The organism is Paenibacillus sp. G34 (assembly GCF_056856875.1).
Genome location: NZ_CM166469.1, coordinates 3,579,036 through 3,596,714, shown reverse-complemented (window position 1 = coordinate 3,596,714; position 17,679 = coordinate 3,579,036). Strand labels below are relative to the sequence as shown.

Annotated in this window: 13 protein-coding genes and 1 pseudogene; 12 read left to right on the top strand and 2 right to left on the bottom strand. The window is 44.7% G+C overall.

The window, feature by feature from the left end; all coding sequences use genetic code 11:
* Positions 1 to 4 precede the first annotated feature (4 nt).
* Positions 5 to 508 (bottom strand): DinB family protein, encoded by a 504-nt coding sequence (locus AC1VYS_RS16195; protein WP_482910562.1) that lies wholly within the window; start codon positions 506 to 508, stop codon positions 5 to 7.
* A 162-nt stretch (positions 509 to 670) separates the two neighbouring features.
* Here AC1VYS_RS16195 and AC1VYS_RS16190 point away from each other — a divergent pair, with 162 nt between their 5' ends.
* The 9 genes and pseudogenes from AC1VYS_RS16190 to AC1VYS_RS16150 form a co-directional block, all read left to right on the top strand.
* Positions 671 to 1,243, top strand: coding sequence for a CGNR zinc finger domain-containing protein (locus tag AC1VYS_RS16190; RefSeq protein ID WP_482910561.1), 573 nt, complete (start codon positions 671 to 673; stop codon positions 1,241 to 1,243).
* 204 nt (positions 1,244 to 1,447) lie between these two features.
* Positions 1,448 to 2,824, top strand: a complete 1,377-nt coding sequence (locus AC1VYS_RS16185; protein WP_482910560.1) for an amidohydrolase family protein — start codon at positions 1,448 to 1,450, stop codon at positions 2,822 to 2,824.
* A 319-nt stretch (positions 2,825 to 3,143) separates the two neighbouring features.
* A complete protein-coding gene (licT, locus tag AC1VYS_RS16180; RefSeq protein ID WP_482910559.1) occupies positions 3,144 to 3,983 on the top strand; it encodes a BglG family transcription antiterminator LicT in 840 nt (279 codons plus the stop codon).
* Between the two features lie 149 nt (positions 3,984 to 4,132).
* Positions 4,133 to 5,998: a beta-glucoside-specific PTS transporter subunit IIABC gene (locus tag AC1VYS_RS16175; protein ID WP_482910558.1), complete on the top strand. Its 1,866-nt coding sequence runs from the start codon at positions 4,133 to 4,135 to the stop codon at positions 5,996 to 5,998.
* 24 nt (positions 5,999 to 6,022) lie between these two features.
* Positions 6,023 to 7,477, top strand: a complete 1,455-nt coding sequence (locus AC1VYS_RS16170; protein ID WP_482910557.1) for a glycoside hydrolase family 1 protein — start codon at positions 6,023 to 6,025, stop codon at positions 7,475 to 7,477.
* A 570-nt stretch (positions 7,478 to 8,047) separates the two neighbouring features.
* On the top strand, positions 8,048 to 9,457 hold the full coding sequence (gene bcaP / locus AC1VYS_RS16165; RefSeq protein WP_482910556.1) for a branched-chain amino acid transporter BcaP: 1,410 nt from the start codon (positions 8,048 to 8,050) through the stop codon (positions 9,455 to 9,457).
* 191 nt (positions 9,458 to 9,648) lie between these two features.
* Positions 9,649 to 10,737, top strand: a complete 1,089-nt coding sequence (locus tag AC1VYS_RS16160; protein WP_482910555.1) for a hypothetical protein — start codon at positions 9,649 to 9,651, stop codon at positions 10,735 to 10,737.
* Between the two features lie 92 nt (positions 10,738 to 10,829).
* Complete coding sequence (locus AC1VYS_RS16155) at positions 10,830 to 11,765, top strand: tyrosine-type recombinase/integrase (RefSeq protein WP_482910554.1); 936 nt, start codon at positions 10,830 to 10,832, stop codon at positions 11,763 to 11,765.
* A gap of 181 nt (positions 11,766 to 11,946) precedes the next feature.
* Positions 11,947 to 12,357: pseudogene (locus AC1VYS_RS16150) on the top strand (chromate transporter); the annotation flags it as partial.
* 127 nt (positions 12,358 to 12,484) lie between these two features.
* On the opposite strand, the gene AC1VYS_RS16145 reads toward AC1VYS_RS16150, so the two are convergent.
* The gene (locus AC1VYS_RS16145; protein WP_482910553.1) at positions 12,485 to 13,414 is read right to left on the bottom strand and encodes an L-lactate dehydrogenase; all 930 of its coding nucleotides are present in this window, start codon (positions 13,412 to 13,414) and stop codon (positions 12,485 to 12,487) included.
* A gap of 347 nt (positions 13,415 to 13,761) precedes the next feature.
* Between AC1VYS_RS16145 and AC1VYS_RS16140 the strand changes: the two genes are divergently transcribed.
* The 3 genes from AC1VYS_RS16140 (at position 13,762) to AC1VYS_RS16130 (ending at position 17,426) form a co-directional block, all read left to right on the top strand.
* Entirely contained in the window at positions 13,762 to 15,039 is a 1,278-nt protein-coding gene (locus tag AC1VYS_RS16140) for a WD40/YVTN/BNR-like repeat-containing protein (RefSeq protein ID WP_482910552.1), read from the top strand.
* A 231-nt stretch (positions 15,040 to 15,270) separates the two neighbouring features.
* Positions 15,271 to 15,480 (top strand): hypothetical protein, encoded by a 210-nt coding sequence (locus AC1VYS_RS16135; protein WP_482910551.1) that lies wholly within the window; start codon positions 15,271 to 15,273, stop codon positions 15,478 to 15,480.
* A 305-nt stretch (positions 15,481 to 15,785) separates the two neighbouring features.
* Positions 15,786 to 17,426, top strand: a complete 1,641-nt coding sequence (locus AC1VYS_RS16130) for a peptidase G2 autoproteolytic cleavage domain-containing protein (protein ID WP_482910550.1) — start codon at positions 15,786 to 15,788, stop codon at positions 17,424 to 17,426.
* Positions 17,427 to 17,679: the final 253 nt, after the last annotated feature.

Sequence of the window (17,679 nt, the reverse complement as noted above, 5' to 3'; positions counted from 1 at the left end):
TTTTTTAGAAAACAATACTCCAGCATCCCTGTTGCCTCCGTAACTGCACAATCTGACCTGCATGATAAGCATCGTGCAGAACCCAGCGGGCAAGCGTCTGAGCCCAGTTGTCTTCGGAATCCATATAAGCTTCTTCAAGTTTCGCTTCCTCTAATGTAGAAAGGGTATCGCGCAACTGCTCAGCCAGTTTCGTGGTTTGTTCCATAAGTTTGTTCCAGCCAGCTTCGTTTGATGGATCGCCGGATATCCCAAACGTAGCTACGTTGGAATCTGCAACGGGTACAGACGGTTCTTTTCCCTGAAGACGTTCCAAAATCCGTTGATTGTAATAAAACATATGATTGGCTAGCTGCCATATGCTCTGTCCACCTGAAGGAGGAACCCAGGCAGCCTGTTCGGCGTTCAGCCCCTCCAGAGCCTTGGACAATGGGACAATCCAGTTACATTGATCCCAAGTATCTTCATTCTGAATAACCAATACATCTAATGCTGTGGTGACCGTTTTCATTTTTAAATTTCATTCCTCTCATGTCAGACTCATCTCGTTCTTGCATCTTCATGCTGGTAACTAGCTAATATGGGTTGAAATGGTTACAATTAATATAACACAATTTGCATGACTGTAACCATCTTTATCTAAATTAGATAGTTACATCAATCGGAGGACCCAATGGATAGATTATGGACAGATTTTGTGAACAGTGATTATCATGATTGGCGTGGCGGGGATCGATCAGAAGACAGACTGGGAAAGGTTAGCTGGCAGCAAGATTTCTTGAATCGTTGGAATTTGGGAGCGCCAGTACCGGCGTCGAATGAAGAGGAATCCGCAATGAGAAGTTTTAGAGATAATTTGCAGTCTCTGGCTATTCGTTTGTCTAACGGAAAGCTCTTTACTGAGAAGGATCAGGCCTGGTTGAATGATTTTATGATGGCTGGAGAAGTGATTAGACGAATAATTACACAAGATCAAGGACTGGGTGTTGCGCTGGTTCCCATTCATAGACATTGGGCTCAGGTGATGGCAGAGGTTGCTGCTGATTTTGCCGTGACACTCGTGGAGGGCGAAGGGAAGAGAATTCGATCCTGTGACAATCCGGACTGCCGATGGATATTTTATGATGATACTCGCAGCAGAACGCAGAAATATTGTGATGATAAGATGTGCGGCAATCTCATGAAGGTTAGACGTTTTCGAGCTAAACGTAAGATGCGTTCTAATGAGGAAAAGAATGAATTGTAACAATACGGTTTAACAATTAAGTTCAATCATCTTACGTACCCGCGAATCTCTATACAGAGCGAAGTTGGAACTTCCAGAATTTGAAAAATATTATCGATTGATATATAATATATATAAACTAGTGAAATTATAGTCATGAGTAAAAAGAAATAAGCAATGGAGATCAAATCATTTTACAAACCATTATGATGGGAGAGGTGTCTCATGGGGACAAGTTATCTTTTGAAGAACGGTTGTGTATTATCGATGGATGCTCGTATTGGTCAGTATAACAGGGCAGATGTACTTATTCAGGATTCTTTAATTGCGGCCATTCAACCGAATATCGGGTTGTCAGATACTCCAGATATTGAGGTCATCGACGCTTCAGATATGATTATTATGCCTGGACTGGTGGATACACACCGGCATATGTGGGAATCGCTCGTCAAAACAGCCGGTACCAACTGGTCCCTACCCGTGTACTTGCAAAATTTGTACTATGGCGCTATGGGAAGCAAGCTTCGCCCACAGGACAGCTATATTGCCAATCTGCTGGGATCGCTGGAAGCGCTTAATGCAGGCGTCACCACGGTACTGGACTGGAGCATGCCATACTCAGCTGAACATACGGATGAGCTGATTCGAGGACTGCAGGATGCAGGAATTCGTGCAGTTTTTGCCCATGGTGTGCCAGGAGAAACGATGTATTGGAATCGTGAGAGCAAGTTGTCGTATCCCGAAAATGTTAGAGGGGTTAAAGAGCGATATTTCTCTTCGAATGATCAACTACTCACCTATGGACTTGCTATTCGAGGACCAGAGTTTAGCCACTGGGATACAACGGTACAGGACATTCGGCTTGCAGAAGAACTGGACGCGATTTGTTCGATGCATGTCGGTTTCGGCAGTTGGGGATCAGCGGATCGTTCGATTAGCCGCATGTATGAGGCAGGGCTGCTTAGCCCACGGATCAATGTTGTACACGGAAATACGATGGGCATGGATGAATTCAAAATGCTCGCAGACAGCGGAGCCTCTTTGTCGGTTACACCTGAAGTTGAGATGATGATGGGACATGGCTATCCAGCTACAGGGCATTTTATGGAGCACGGGGGTACGCCAACGCTTGGGGTAGATGTCGTGACTTCGACGGGCGGAGACATGTTTTCACAGATGAAATTCGCGTTGCAAGCTGAGCGTTCCAGAACGAATGAGTACCTTTTGCAACAGGGCGAAATGCCGGGTGAACTCGGTTTGCAGGCAAGCCAGGTGTTGCGATTTGCAACCTCTGCGGGTGCACGGGCTTTAGGACTGGAGCAAAAAACAGGATCGCTTGCGCCGGGAAAAGAAGCAGATGTGATCATGATTCGTACGACGGACCTGAATTTGTTCCCTGTGCATGATCCTATTGGTGCTGTTGTGCAATTTGCCAATCCATCCAATGTGGATACGGTTTTTGTTGCGGGAAAACCTGTGAAGCGAGAGGGCAGGCTGTTGCACGTCGATCTGGATGAAATTCGGCGCAAAGCCACGCAGAGTACGGAATATTTGTTGACGCAATATCGGATGTCCGATGCGGACCGGGTTGTTTTTTCATAATAGAGCTGACATAAAATAAAACAAAAGGGCCGTTATCTCAAAATACGGCTCTTTCTCATCTTATCATTCTTTTCTGATCAATTATCCATTGTTTTCACATGAAATTGGGGTTGGAGTAAGGTATGTTGACAAATAGAACGCTTTCTACTAAGATAGCGGTATAAGTTAATAATGAATATAATCAGGATTGTTACTGATCAGCAGGCAAGACCGATTGATAATGCAAACATGCAGAATTGTATTTTTTCATGTGTGCATAATTAATGGTCTTTTTTTGTTGTTAAATTCTGTTAACGTTTCATTTTAAAAGGAGATTCCGATGAAGATCACACGAATTATTAACAATAATGTCGTCTGTGCAGTCAATGAACGGCGCCAGGAGATGATGCTTTTAGGCAGTGGCATTGGTTTTCAGAAGAAAAAGGGAGACGATGTGGACACAGACAAAATTGAGAAAGAATTTTTTCTGAAATCCAAAAATGTAACAGGCAAATTATATGCCCTGCTGGCACAAATCCCGATGGAATATATTCGTGTATCCGACAGTATCATTCAGTACGCCAAGCAGTCTCTAAACAAGGAACTCAATGAAAATATATATCTGACGTTAACGGATCATATTAATTTTGCAGTGGCGCGTTATAAGCAAGGTATGAATTTTAATAATGCTTTGTTGTCAGAGATTAAAGCGTTTTATTCCAATGAATTTCGTGTGGCTATGAAAGCCCGGGATATGATTAATGAGGAGTTTAACATTTCACTGCCTGAAGATGAGGCTGGGTTCATCGCGCTTCATATTGTCAATGCAGAACTGGGATCCGAAATGGAAGAAACCATGAAGATTACGCAGTTCATTCATAAAGTCTTGAATATTATTCGATATCAGTTTAATATTCATTTCAATGAAAGCTCGCTTCATTATTCCAGACTAGTCACACATTTGAAATTTTTCGCCTATCGCTTGTTTAATCATACGGTTATGAAAAGCGGTGACAGTGATTTTCTCCATATTATTAAAGAAAAGTATGCGAATGAATATCAATGCAGTCTCCGGATTGCACAGCTGATTCGGGTCGATTATGGTAAAGAATTAACAGAAGATGAATTGGTATATTTAACGGTTCATATCAAAAGGGTTATTGATGAAGAGAAGGATTGATCCTTCATCAGCCACTATAATGAGTATACTAGGATTGTTACTGGTGAGGCAGGCAAGACCTAGAGTTCCATCGTGTATAGAGCTTATCTATATTCGATAGAATTCTAGGTCTTTTTTTATACCAAAAAAAGTTAGAGGGGGAGCAGTACATGAAACATGAAAGCACAGCCGCCGAGATTTTAAAACTGGTCGGTGGAGAAAAAAACGTAGATAGTGTAACACACTGTGCTACAAGGTTGAGATTTAATCTGAAAGACGAGAAGGTCGCGAATGATGAAGCTTTAAAAAATGTCCAAGGGGTTGTAGGTGTTGCCAGCAGTGGCGGGCAATATCAGGTCATTATAGGTAACGAGGTAAACAATGTGTACAAAGCTTTGACGAAGCTGGGGAACTTTGCAACCAATGACGATGCTCCTACTGTGAAAAAGGGAAAACTGACTACGCTTCTGGACACGATCTCCGGAATCTTTACACCGATCCTGCCAGCCATGATTGGTTGTGCGATGATCAAAGCCGTTCTTCTTATTTTGAAAACATTTGATCTCGTTGATCTGGATGGACAATTCAATACGATTATGACCTTTATCGGTGATGCGGCGTATTACTTCTTGCCAATGCTGCTTGCCTGGAGTGCGGCTGTTAAGCTTAAAGCTAACGTGGGCTTTGCATTAACGATTGCTGGTGTTCTGCTGCATCCTGCCTTGGGGGCGTTGATGAGTGCCGGTAAGCCTGTTGCGTTTTTGGGACTACCTGTCACACCAGCGACGTACACTTCGTCGGTCATTCCGATTATTTTAGCGGTATGGATCTTGTCGTATGTGGAACGGTTTGCCGAGAAGTATTCCCCATCGGTTATTAAATCCATTCTGAAGCCATTGATCGTGATTCTTATCATGGCTCCACTAACACTGATTGTACTAGGTCCAATCGGTGCCATTGCAGGTAACTACCTTGCGTCAGCCGTTTCTTTTGTGAATACACATGCAGGATGGTTAGTATCTGGTATTATCGGCGGGGCATTCCCGTTCTTGATTATGACAGGTATGCATTACAGTTTGGGACCTGTTGTGCTCACTGCTTACGCACAGACGAAGACGGATAGCATTGTTGGTCCGGGTATGCTTGTACACAATATTTCTCAAGGTGCCGCTGCGCTTGCCGTTGCTATGAGAACTAGAAATAAAGCATTTAAACAAGTGGCTTATTCTACCAGTATTACGGCCCTGCTCGGAATTACCGAGCCAGCCTTGTTTGGTGTAAACCTACGTTTGAAAAAACCACTAATTGCTGTAATCATTGGTGGCGTTGTGGCTGGTGTTTATGTCGGATTGTTCGGTGTAGCTCGATCGGCTCTGGGTATTGCAGGGATAGCTACGCTACCGGCTTTTATCACGGATCATCCATGGAATCTGGTTCATGCCGCAATTGGTTGTGTGATTGCATTTGTAGTTACATTCATCATGACTCTGATCTTAGGATTTGAAGATGTACCCGAGGATGGAAAGAATCAAGTAACTCAAGAAAAAACGTCTACAAACGATCGTGTAGCTGTTGCCGGTGTTTCTGAACATATTCTCGTTGCACCATTGACTGGTAAAGTTCTGGAGTTATCCACGATTAAGGACGAAGCTTTTGCAACGGGTGCTATGGGAAAAGGAATCGCTATTGAACCTGCGGTTGGAAAACTCGTAGCACCAGCAGATGGTGTGGTATCCGCGGTTTTCCCTACGTCCCATGCCATCGGTATTAGTTCCAATGATGGTGCGGAGCTTCTCATTCACATTGGAATGAATACGGTGAAGTTGAAAGGCGAGCATTTCAAGGTCCACGTTCAAGAAGGCGATACAGTAAAAGCTGGAGATTTGCTTATTGAGTTTGACACGGATGCCATAGCGGCGAAAGGCTTTGACTTGACTACCCCCATTATCGTTACGAACTCACATGATTTTGTGGATGTCATCAACACGGACAAGACATCGATTACGATTGGTGAAAAATTGATCAAAATTATTTAAAGGTAATTTTAGGAGGAATGATTCATGTATAGCAAAAATACTTTCCCTGAATCTTTTATGTGGGGCGGTGCAACAGCGGCGAATCAATACGAAGGTGCCTGGAATCTTGATGGCAAAAAAGCGAGTACAGCCGATATGATGACGGGCGGAACCCATACGGTTCCCCGTCGGATAACGATAACGACTGAAGAGGGGGTTCATTACCCTTCACATGAAGCGGTAGATTTTTACCATCATTACAAGGAAGATATTCGTCTATTTGCAGAGATGGGTTTCCGTTGTTACAGAATGTCCATTGCATGGTCCAGGATTTTCCCTAACGGAGACGATGCAGAGCCGAATGAAGCAGGGCTTCAATTTTACGACAAAGTGTTCAATGAATTGAAAAAGTATAATATCGAACCGATCGTTACGATCTCGCATTATGAAGCACCGTTTGCTCTAACTGAGAAATTTAATGCTTGGGCTTCCAGAGAAATGATCGATTGTTACGTAAAGTATTGCAACGCAATCTTTAATCGTTACAAAGACGTGGTGAAGTATTGGATTACTTTTAACGAAATTAATAGCCTGATTGTTCCAGCAGGTGCATACCTGGCAGGAGCTCTGCTGGTTGATAAAAAAGGCGGCGTATTTAACAATACATCCGTAGACAGCACGCAGATGAGATTTCAAGCGCTGCACCATCAATTCGTGGCGAGTGCCAAAGCGGTCAAGCTTGCACATGTGATCAATCCAGATTTCAAACTCGGCTGTATGATCAATTATAGTCATGGCTACGGAAGTACATGTAAACCGGAAGATATGTTACAAGCGCTAAGAATGGATCAGATCAACAATATGATGAGCAGTGACGTGCAAGTTAGAGGCGAATATCCTGACTTTGCGAAAAGGTATTTTGAAGAAAAAAATATCCACATTCAAATGGCTGAAGATGATAAAGAAGTTCTTAAACAAGGTTGTGTGGATTTCTATAGCTTTAGCTACTACAAATCTCATGTGGTAGGTACCCGACCAGAAGGGGATGAAACCCAAGGTAACGTTTTTGGTGGATACAAAAATCCGTATCTGAAAGCGACGGACTGGGGCTGGCAGATTGATCCGGTTGGACTCCGGTACGTGCTGAACCATGTCTATGATCGCTATCGCATCCCGATGATGATTGTGGAAAATGGCCTGGGTGCAGTGGATGTCGTTGAAGAGGATGGCACCATTAACGATACGTACCGAATTGAGTTTTTGCGCGCTCACATTGAACAGATGAGAGAAGCTGTCCGTGACGGCGTTAACTTAATCGGTTATACGGCTTGGGGTTGCATCGATATTGTGAGTGCTTCCACCGGTGAAATGGCCAAGCGCTATGGTTTCATTTATGTAGATAAGGATAACGAGGGCAAAGGCACGCTGAAAAGAAGTAAAAAGAACAGTTTCTACTGGTATAAAAAAGTGATTGAATCCAATGGAGAAGATCTTCATTAGGATTAGCGGTAGAGATAAGTATCGTTGCACCATAATCGTCAGCCGATAGATATGAATATGGCACAACAATAAGTTAGATTGAAAGATTGCAAGGAGCCGCTGAATTTAGCGGCTTTTTTTATTTAATAACACACATATCCATCCAAAATAAATATCAGCCTGTGGAAGGAGCGCTCGTCTGACGAATTAAGAGAGGATATGACAGCAGAAAAAGCCGAAAATGTCTTTCATGTGCATAAATGCATATAACAACTATATATAGCGCAATCGAGTTCGTAAAAATATCTTAAAAAACTGCGCATAATATAAATTATACGCAGTTTTCGTTTAAATCCATTTTCATACTTCACCATGGGTAACAGAACATGATATTTTTCGCGGGAAAAGGTCAAAATAAGCCATCTTCAAAAATAAATTTAATCATTCAACGCGATAACGTGTAGAATTCGATAGGTTTTTATAGGTGATGGATAAGATAGAACAAATGAGTTTTTCGTAGAACAGATGAGACAACCTTCGTCGTTATTACGTAGCAACACATTCAAGGTTTATCATGAAAGGAACATGCGTATGAGCAGAAATGAAAAAATGAGTGTGTTATTCCGTAAAAAACCGATTGCCAGCCAAACCAATGAGAGCGGTGCTTTGAAGAGGGCGCTTGGAGCCTTTGATCTAACGACGCTAGGCGTTGGGGCGATTATTGGTACAGGTATTTTTGTACTTACAGGTGTTGCAGCTGCCAAGTATGCAGGCCCTGGTCTGGTGTTATCCTTTTTACTGGCGGGTATCATCTGTGCTTTTGCCGCTCTATGTTACGCTGAATTTGCTTCCACCATCCCGGCATCGGGAAGTGCTTACACGTATAGCTACACCGCATTTGGTGAAGTGATTGCGTGGATTCTGGGTTGGGATCTCATTCTTGAATATGGCTTTGCGAGTGCGGCGGTAGCTAGTGGTTGGTCAGGGTACTTCCAGACTTTATTGTCTGGGTTCGGGATAGAGTTACCTCATGCGTTAACGAGTGCTTTTAATCCGGAAAAAGGCACGTATTTTGACATTACAGCAGCTGTAATTACGTTAATCATTACGTTCCTGTTAACCCGTGGGGTAAAGGAAGCGGCACGAGCGAATGGAATCATGGTAGGCATTAAAATTATCGTGGTGCTAATCTTCATCGGTGTGGGTGTGTTTTATGTTCAACCAGCGAACTGGCATCCTTTCTTGCCGTTTGGCTTCTCAGGTGTAACGGCGGGTGCCGCAACGGTGTTTTTTGCTTATATCGGATTTGATGCTGTATCCACTGCAGCCGAAGAGGTGAAACGTCCGCAAAGGGACTTGCCAATTGGTATTATCTCATCGCTTGCAGTTTGTACCATCCTTTATATTGTGGTATCTCTGATTCTGACAGGGATCGTGCCGTACAACATGTTAAATGTCAGTGATCCGGTCGCTTTTGCATTTGAATTCGTTCAATTAAATGGTTTATCGTGGATCGTATCCCTCGGGGCAATTACGGGAATCACAACGGTGTTGCTGGTCATGATGTATGGACAGACGCGTCTTCTTTACTCCATGTCACGTGATGGTTTGTTGTCTCCGGTTTTCTCCAAAGTAAGCGGTAAAAGTCAGACACCGGCAGTTGGAAGCTGGCTCGCAGGTATAATTATTGCTTTGTTTTCCGGATTTATCTCTCTCGGCCATCTGGCAGAGTTAACGAATATCGGAACGTTGTTTGCTTTTGCTGTAGTGAGTATCGGGATTATCGTATTGCGAAAAAATAACCCTGATCTTAAACGGGGATTCCGCGTTCCGCTGGTACCGTTAATTCCGATCTTGAGTGCTCTCGGCTGTTTCTATTTAATGACTCGCCTCGCAGCTTTAACATGGATTACTTTTTTTGGCTGGCTCATCATCGGATTAATCATCTATTTTGCCTATGGTCGCCATCATAGTCATCTGAATCCGCTTCGGCGGAAGTGAATCCAAACTAAACTATAAGTGAATCCCAACCCTTCGATAAACGAAGGATTGGGATTTTTTGTACGTCCAAATGGGTAAGGATTAAAGGAAACCAACTGGATTCATCATCAGGTCGGGGTTGCGGCTCAAGCAAATATGAAATATATTTGGGGGTGTGATCTGCAACCAGAACCGAAGAGAGGGGTTAATTTATGAAAGAACCATTACATAACAATTTCAATGAACACTCGTCGCATTTTGGGTTTGCACTTGCGGATTCAACCGTTCTAGCCGAGGCGAAGCTGATTATCTCACAAGAGGATGGTGCAGATGATGTACAGTTCGACATCGATCCGCAGCGACATCTGGACGATAGCCGCAAAGTTTCCGTGATTGCCCAGCAAATGCAGACACCTATCCACCGAGAAGATGCTGGTATTCTCTATGGATCTGAAATATCGTATGTACAATATGCGATTCATTTGACCGAGAATAGTCGGATTTCAATAGCTTCGATTCAAGGCATAAGTGATTCGATTGAACTTGATCTCGCACCCTATAAAGAGGGAGAATATGAAGTACGCATTGCTTTGCATCGAAAAACACCCCGAATCGCAGAAGGGCCGCTAGAACCGGAACAGCTTGCGATGGTGAAATACGCACAAGTGAACACAGTACATATCACTCTGTTCCCGGCAGAAGCCCCGATGCTCGATTTACCATCTGCAGAATGGACTCGGAATCATCATGTGTTTGACTCCTATGGCCGAAGAGGATTCATTCTTGCAGATCTAGATCGTCTCGCGAAGCGAGTAGAGGAACTGCTTGGGCCAGGTAATCATAATATAATTGAACATTTCACGGAAGGCCGACTGGATGTATTGATCGAGGAGGGACTGATGGTGGTTGTATGGGGCATGACTCCATGGTGTTATTCCCTTTATTCTCCTCCAAGCGAGCAGGCGGTTGATGCGCTACCTTGGGACAAGCTAGGGGATGAACCCTTGCGTCAAGCGATTTATCCTATTGATGCCAAAGTGCAGCAGTTAAGCATTGTTCCAGCGAATGAGCTGGCTTTTTGGGCGGATTGCATTCGCAAAGATTGGCCGGTTATTGATATTCCAGGCGAAGGAGAGACACTTCTTCTGGATCTGTATGTGCAAATTGCGGAATCGGTAAATGAGATTCATGAAAATCCAATTCCAGCGTTTGTGCTCACACGTAGCACGGGTAAACCGGATACGATTTTGCTAATGGCTGATGTCGTTATTGTGGAAGAAGTTGATTTTCCATTGACTTGAGCGTCCATGCTCCGTCAGCGAAATGTGGATGATAAGATCGTTTCATGCAGGGAAGTCAGTACAGCAGAAATCAGAGGAGGTGACAAGAGCAGGTGATCAATGAAGAGATTCAAGAGCAGTACGCCGATGAATTGGAAGCTTTCCATATTTGGATGAAGGATGCCGGCTACACAGGACATACGGTCAAATCCTACACGGGGGATGTGGTGGAATTCCTCATTACTATTCAAGGGAAATCGCTGGAGCAAGTAAAGAAGCTGCATGTGCTCTCTTATCTGTCTCGTGCGCGGGAACGTGGCGTCAGTGATGCTACACGGAATCGTAAACACGCGGCGATCAACTGTTTTTACAAATCCCTCATCGAACTTGAAGTACTGACAAATAATCCGGCTTCGGGTATTAAAAAATCCAAAACAGAGAAAAACCGTGCCCCCGTCTTTCTGGACGAAGGTGGTTTGACCCGCTTTCTGGCATCCGTGGAAGGCAAGTATCGCACCCGTAATTTGGCGGTGTTCCTGCTTATGGGTTACATGGGGCTACGGGTGGGGGAAGTTCATGCCCTCAATTGTAAGGACTACAATCCCGAGCGGCGCACACTCGATGTGTTCGGTAAGGGCCGGAAATGGCGCTCCATCCCGGTTCCCGAAACGGTTGCAGAGGTGTTATCTCAGGCACTTGCAGAGCGGTTGAACCCTTGGCGCGGAGAGAAAGAAGAAGCCTTGTTTATTTCGCAAAAAGGAAAGCGTCTATCCATTCGCAGTATTCAGCTCATCTCTACGGAAACCTTCGAACGCTTTCAGCAGGAAGCTCCTGCGCATCAACGCCAAAATTATTCAAGCCATAAGTTGCGTCACTCATTCGCTACCATGATGTTGCGGCGGGGAGCTGATCTGCGCACGGTACAAGAGCTGCTTGGACATGCCTCCATTCAGACGACCACAGTGTATACCCATGTTACAAGCCGGGAAAAAGAAGAGGCGATGGCTTTACTAGAGGTTAAACTTCCAGCCAGTGAAGCGACGAACTAGAATATAAGAACACGTTTTCTCACGTTCAAAATGAGGACTGACTTTAATTAACAGGAACAGCAGCATATAATACCTGCTAGGAGAGATGGGCGAGCATGAATATAGGTGATCCAGCTTCCAATCATCAAGATCAGGATATTCCAGCAAACCGATGGCTGGCACTGTGGGAAGTCCTGAGCGTGGGTTAGTGAACAAAGATGATTTTCTGGCTGGTTACGGTGCTACGCAAGCGGTTCCTGGCCCGCTGTTTACCTTTGCTGCGTATCTTGGGGCCATCTCTATGGGAGGGGCAGGGGCGTTTATTGCTACGATTGCTATATTTTTACCGTCATTTTTGCTCATCATTGGTGCATTGCCCTTCTGGAGTGTGCTTCGCAGTAACCCGCATATGCAAGGGACGCTGGCTGGGATCAACGCAGGAGTCGTAGGGCTTCTGCTTGCTGCACTCTATCACCCGCTGTGGACAACCGCCGTATACACACCTGCCGATTTTGCATTGGTATGTATTTTGTTTGTGTTGCTGAATTTCTGGAAGTGTCCACCATGGGTTATTGTTTTGTCAGGCATCGCGGGAGGTATGGTTATCCATTAAGTGTTAGTTTCCGTCATTATTATTATGTAAACTATTTAGTGAGATAGTCTGCGGAGAACAAAAAAAGACCATTCAGCACTCTATTTGGAGTCTTTGAATGGTCTCTTTTTAATGTATGATTTATGTGTTATTCAAGTCCGGTTATCTGTTCTTTTAATTTGTTCGCAGATGCCTGGAAGGCTAATTTCTCGGTTTCATTCAACGGAAGCGGCAGAATCTCACGCACGCCATGACGATCTACGACACAAGGCACACCCAGATAGACGTCAGAGACGCCGTTGTAATCTTCTAGCAATGTGGATACGTTCAGAACGGAGCCTTCGTTGCCCAGAATGGCAGCGACAATACGATCTAGCGCCAAAGCGATTGCGTAGGAAGTGGCTCCTTTGGCATTGATGATCTCATAAGCTGCATTTTTAGTGCTGTTGAAAATGTCCTGTTGTGTCTCTTCGTCCAGTTCAAGATCAGTACCCGCAACGTTAGCCAGACTCCAGACAGGCACTTCTGAATCGCCATGTTCACCGATGATGTGAGCATGAATGCTGCGAGGGTCGATGCCTTTATTTTTACCAATCAGATAACGGAATCGTGCACTGTCCAGCAATGTACCTGAGCCGATGACCCGGGAAGCAGGCCAGCCGCTTTGTTTCCAGGAAGTATAGGATAAGATATCGACAGGATTAGTCGCAATTAACAAAATACCGTGTGAGTTGACTTCGGTGATCCGATCAATGATTTCTTTGAAAATGCTTGCATTTTTTTTCAGCAGATCAATCCGTGTCTCGCCCGGCTTTTGAGAAGCACCCGCAGTAATAATGATAATATCGGCATCTTTGCAGTCGGAATAGTCACCCGCCCATACTTTCACGCCACCTGTAAATGGCAGACCGTGGTTCATATCCAGCATTTCACCGGTGGCTTTGTCATGATTCACATCCACAAATACCAACTCGGACGAACGCTGTCTAAGCATAAGCGTGTAACCCGTTGTTGTTCCTACTGCACCCATGCCGATAATAACGACACGACTGGGCTTCAATGCTGAACTTGTTGTCATATTCTTAACCTCTCCTTTTTGGGTATACTACCATCCATATTAAGGGATATGTGGGGATAAAGCGAGTTTTGTCTATAACTTTTTTCACAGCACGAACGAATTTCAGGGAAAATCTTCAGAAAAGGGTTGATAAATGGACTTCAAGCGACCAAAACTGACATACATATTTTTATTCGCGGACAATAATCAGCATTAACATTCAACATTCGGCAGGTTCCAGAGGTGGTGTGAGCCTTTAGGTCGAAGTTTGTGGTAGAATAGGAGCAGTGGATTCTGATGAATTGTAAATATAACTTCGTCATAGAGACTTGCGCGTCTGTCTGATGGATGAGAGAGGTGGAACCCACTTGCGTTCGCAATGGAAAAAAATCGCGCAGACAGCGTTGCTGTCTATAGGAATCATCATTTTGCTCGCTGCATGTACCAAAACAGAAGCACCGCCAGCTGCAGAACTTCCGGAACAGGATGACGGCGGTAACGTGGGTCAGACCCTTACTGTAGTACCTCCGACAAACAATAATGCAGAAGCGGCGGAGATGGCTAAATATCAAATTCAGACTCGTTTGACCGATTTTCAGCTCATTAATGATAACGGCGGGTTGGCCTGGGGAGTTACGCGCAATGCGCTCCGGCTCTATTACACTCAGGATCAAGGGAAAACGTGGACCAACATTTCGCCGTCAGAGAATGTGCAATTCCCGGCTAATCCGAAATATGGAGAAAGTATTTATTTTGTAGATCGTATGCATGGCTGGATTGTTCGAGAGGGGATGGGGGGCACAGATACGATTGTGCTTCGTACCAATAACGGAGGCGTGAGCTGGAGTTTGTCTTCATTGTCCAAGACGGACAAGGTAACAGCGATCTCCTTTGTCTCTCCAGAGAAGGGTTGGGTTCTGACGACACTCGATACGGGAATCGGCAAACAGGACAAGAACCTGTATCGTACTCAGGATGGAGGCACAACTTGGGAACGAATGACTTCCAGTGATGAGAAGGATAAACAAAAAACAGGTGAAATTTCAAGACGTGGCTACACCACGGGATTGACATTTTCGGATTCAAAGCACGGTTTCCTAAGTGCCATAGAGTTTGGTACACCGAAGCTGTATGTGACATCAGATGGTGGGGAGGATTGGCGTACAGTTTCCACATTTTTTGACCGGGATAAGTACAGTGCATGTGGTAATTTTACGATTAGTGCTCCTCAATTTTTTGGCCGTGAAGCCAAGTCAGCCTGGATGTCCATGTCTTGTGCCAGTGGAGATAGCATGACTTTCAGCGGATTCTTCACAGCAGATGGGGGCGTAAGTTGGAAGCCATATGCGTTTAATCTGAACAAACAAACGGGTATCAATCGCAACCTGGCCCCAGTATTCCTCAGTTCATCCGAAGGTTGGGCGATGCAGAAGGGCATCATGTATTACACGAAGGATACAGGGAAAACATGGAAGGCGTATCCTGAGAGCAGCGTTTTAGAAAAGATATTTAAAGACTATCCTGAAATTGTGAAAATGCAGATGGTATCGCCGAAGCTTGGCTGGATTCTGGTGGAGAATACAGATGCCAAACGATCGCTACTGTTGCAGACTGTAGACGGCGGGGAGCATTGGCAAGTGTTGTAATTATGGATTGTGGTATACCATAATGGATCGTTTGAAGTGTAGAGATGTCTATCGAAGTAAGAGTATATAACTGTGGATCTGTAGTAGAACAGTAAATAAAGGGGCATCTCAGATGAGAGTGCCCCTTTATTTATTATTTTAATTTAATTTTTCAGTAGATTGTGAAATAAATCACAAATAAAACATGAAGATGATGTTATATTTAACTCAAGAAGAAAAGGAGTGATGAAGATGAGAACCAACGGTCAAACTCAATTCACGCAGGCGGATGAATTAACAAGATACATGCTCCATTTATGCTACACATGTGACGATGCTAATCGTTGTACCACTGAAGAAGCCGTGAGAGCTTGTATGGCGGCACATGCAGAGACAGATCAACCTGAACCAGCAGAAGGCGTAGATGTAACTCGCGGATTTATGGACATGATGTACGCCTAGCGAAAGAAAGAGGAGATGAACATGCAGTTGTATCAAGGAATTACCCCCGAAAGGGGGTTTTCTTTTTGCGAAAAACCACAGAAAAATCACATATCCTGCAACACACTCACACTCATATTCAGTACTTCAGCAAATCAGACAATTAAGCCGAATAACGCAGATTACTGGACACAATATTGAGTAGGAATGAACCGTCTACTATATTTCCACTTGTCCTAAAAGGGGCATTTGAGTAAGGGATAATGCCGTGTCCAATTCTTCTAAATTTAATAGAGTATATTAAATCTAAATTAGGAGGAATGGTAATGGCAGATTCAGAATGTAATCAAAATGCCTCAGGCCTTTGCTCTCAGACCGAAGGAAATACGACGACTGCAAGCGGGTTTGCTTCTCACGCGGAAGGCTATCAGACGACAGCTAGTGCCGCAGCCTCCCATGCGGAGGGACATCAAAGCAATGCCAGTATGGATTCAGCGCACGCAGAAGGAAGCTTCACAAGTGCTTCTGGAGCCGCTTCTCACGCAGAAGGTTATATGACGCTGGCTACGATCGATGCGGCCCATGCCGAGGGCTCTTATACTACAGCATCCGGCTACGAAGCTCACGCCGAAGGGTACCTTACCGTCTCCTCAGGCCAGGCTGCCCATGCCGAAGGCTCCCGAAGCATAGCATCTGGCTATGGAGCACATGCCGAGGGTGCCGATTCTAATGCTAGTGGGGATGCTTCCCACGCAGAGGGCGTAGGTGCTGCCTCCGTTGGAGAAGCCTCCCATGCGGAAGGGAGAAATACTACAGCCTCCGGATCGGTATCCCATGCGGAAGGTTATGTAACTAAAGCAAATGGGGATTATTCCCACGCCGAAGGCTACTTAACTTCTGCAAACGGATCATATTCTCATGCGGAAGGTTTTGAGACGAGTGTAATTGGTTCAGCATCCCATGCGGAAGGTTACTTAACTAAAGCAAACGGGAATTATTCCCATGCGGAAGGGAGATTCACTTTTGCGAATGGGGATTTTTCACATGCGGAAGGGTTCAACACTCGCGCTAGTGGTATCTATACCCATGCGGAAGGTGATACTACTCAAGCTAATGGAAGCCGTTCCCATGCCGAAGGTTTTGCAACTAAAGCAAATGGGGAGAATTCCCACGCCGAAGGGAGTGGCACATCTGCAAATGGTGGTGTATCCCATGCGGAAGGAGTCGGAACTAATGCAAGTGGCATTTTTTCCCATGCGGAAGGTTACGGCACAACAGTTCAAATAGATCATAATGGCTCTCACATTATGGGGACTGTTGGTGAGACTCTATATCCGGGTTCATGGCATTTGGCGAACGGTAGTATTGTTCCTCGCGTCTCAAGCTTGGCCGCTGTCCTCCAAGGATCTACCGGAAACCTGTATATTGACGGTACTGTGATGTCCCCGGCGGCTGACTATGCTGAGATGTTTGAGACGGTAGATGGACAGTCGATTGAACCGGGATATTTCGTAACAACAGTTGGTGAAAAAGTTAGGAAAGCAACAAATACTGATGGCTATGTTGCAGGTATTGTCAGTGCGAGGCCATCATTTATAGGGGGAGCCAGCCACCTAAATTGGATGGGAAAATATGAAACAGACGAATGGGGCAAGATCCAATACGAAGACAGAGTGGTTCCGGAGCAAAAGGATGACCGAGGAGAGGTTATAGTCCCAGCATATACAATTAACAGTGCAGTCATTAGCACTTCTTATGATTCTTCACGCGAGTACATCTCCCGAATAGATCGAATGGAATGGGTAGCCATAGGAATGATGGGTAAGCTCCTTGTGAGGGATGATGGAACCTGTCAAGTGGATGGTTACTGCCAACCGAATGATGAGGGAATTGCAACTGCTGCTACTGCTGGATTCCGAGTATTAGCAAGAACAGGAGCCAATCAAATTAAAGTCCTTGTCAAATAAACGGAGCTAGAATTGTTCGAGATACAAGTCCAATCTTTCAAAAGTAGGGGCTTTTTTTGTATTCAGGAGGTGTCACGCTGAAAGTGTTTAATCCTTAGATAATAAAGAAATAAAGGGAGTCATCACATCGGTTGACAAACCAAACAGACGAGTCAAAATTGAACGCGGTGATGAAGAGTTGGCCAAGAATAGAAGAGATCATAAAAGCCAGCATATAAATAGGAAGAGGCCAGTCAATTGATCGGTCTCTTTT